The 1,995-nt window shown below is 25.3% G+C and carries 2 protein-coding genes; both read left to right on the top strand.

All coding sequences use genetic code 11. The features are described from left to right. Positions 1-211 precede the first annotated feature (211 nt). The gene (locus tag CVP05_RS12515; protein WP_100289891.1) at positions 212-1,153 is read left to right on the top strand and encodes a hypothetical protein; all 942 of its coding nucleotides are present in this window, start codon (positions 212-214) and stop codon (positions 1,151-1,153) included. After that, the gene (locus tag CVP05_RS12520; RefSeq protein WP_100289892.1) at positions 1,122-1,658 is read left to right on the top strand and encodes a hypothetical protein; all 537 of its coding nucleotides are present in this window, start codon (positions 1,122-1,124) and stop codon (positions 1,656-1,658) included. Before CVP05_RS12515 ends, CVP05_RS12520 begins: the two co-directional genes overlap by 32 nt. Positions 1,659-1,995: the final 337 nt, after the last annotated feature.

The raw sequence follows: 1,995 nt of genomic DNA on the forward strand, positions 1-1,995 counted from the left end.
AACTATTTATAAGTTATCGTTATAAAAATACAATTTATCTACGAAATTTAGCAAGCTATAATAGCTAATCTTAATTGGTTATGGTTAGTAAATATAATAAATATATTTTATTGATTTTGGTAATATTATTTTTTAAGATAAATAAAAAATAATATAATAATTTTCTCATTTTTAACTAAATATAAATGTCTAGGAGGGTAAATAACCAAATATGAAAGAATGGAACAACCCTAAAAGCTATACACAATCTACAATAACAAATAGCAATGATTTTATATGTGTGCAACGTATTACTCGTCCCAAAGATTATATTATTATTGTTGCATCTGCTCTTATGACTACTAAAGATAAAATAGGGAAATTAGTTAAGCAACAGCGTGATATTATAAATGATAATCTTATAGGAGATTATGAAGGTAATGCTTATATGTTTATTAATCAAGGAATTAGAGCTATAAAAAAATATAATGATAAAATTAAAAGTGATAGAGATAGTGTTATTCTGATTGTATTTGAAGAAGGATATACATTTAATGATAAAAAGATTATAGAATTTTCGGCAAAATCTAAAAATACGTCACTATTTTTTGTAAAAAATGTTGATGAACTTATTAATATTCTTAATGCTAGAAAAAATACTTGTAGAGAAATACAAGAAATGGAAATTTACTCTCATGGGTTACCTGGAGGTATCGAATTTCACTATGATATCGCTTATTATTATAATGAACATATTTGGATTAAAATAATGAAGAAAGATGGAACATTAAATAAAACAATGATTGACAAACTTGATAAAAAGATCTTTTCTAAGTCTGCTCGCGTTAGATCTTATGCTTGCCGAACCGGTATATCTGAGTGGAATGAATCATTTACAAATAGTAACGAAGCAAAGCCTGAGAATAGTTTGGCTCAATATATTGCTGATAAATTACAAGTAACAGTTGAAGCATATGAAAAGCGTTCTTTATATGATCAAACATATAATGTTGAAGATGAAGAGGATGAAGATATCCTAATATTAGAAAGAGAAAAGAATGATCGTAATAATGGTGGTCCTATAATGTCAGATGGAGCTATAAAACCACCAATTTCAGGTGATACACCTAGAGGGTTAAAAGATGATTTGCAAACATATTTCCCTAACAATTAAATTAATTTTGGGTATATTATTGGTTTTAGTATTTATGAGAATATTGTTTACTATTAAAAATAATATTAGTTCTAAAGATATATATCGCATATGTTATTATACTTACAAGGACACATCAAATCCAAATGAAACAGAATGTTTTTCTGCAAAAAAATTATTATCAAATAAACGTTATATTAGAGAAGGTAAAAACAAAATAATTGATTTGGACTATTCATATAACCCTATAGAAAAAATAAGGGAAAAAATACCAGATTTAAAAAAAGAATTAGAAATATTATTTAATCCTAATCTGAAAGATCCTGATAAGGAATTAGAAAGAATAAAAAATACATTTACCTATGAATATAGGTATCATAAGTTTATTAAAGAAGACGATTTTCCACAAGTTGCATTTTTTATGGTTTATTTCACATATAATGATATTAATTATCAAGTGTCTTTCTCAATAAATAACGAAAGTGATAATGCTCATTGGGGAATTATACATAAAAAAAATAACTAGCCAGATTCGACTAATTAATATGGTTAAGAATAGATAATAAATATATACCCAATATCTAAATAATAGGAAGATGGTAACTTCTAATTAGTTAACATTGATTCAGATAGAAAAAATATATACTTCTATATAGAAAAAGATAACCAATGCCCTAATTTTGATAAATTAAATTATAAAACTTGATGTTCAGCAATTAAAACTAAACAAAACTGATCCCAAAATATATTAACCTTGCAATTGCCCCCTTATGCATTCTATAATCAAATGAAATAAACAAGTATATGAAGATGACAAAGGTTGGGATAACAGATATAAGAAAGAATCAAGAATTACCACTTGA

It is taken from the genome of Conservatibacter flavescens (assembly GCF_002795425.1).
Taxonomy (GTDB): domain Bacteria; phylum Pseudomonadota; class Gammaproteobacteria; order Enterobacterales; family Pasteurellaceae; genus Conservatibacter; species Conservatibacter flavescens.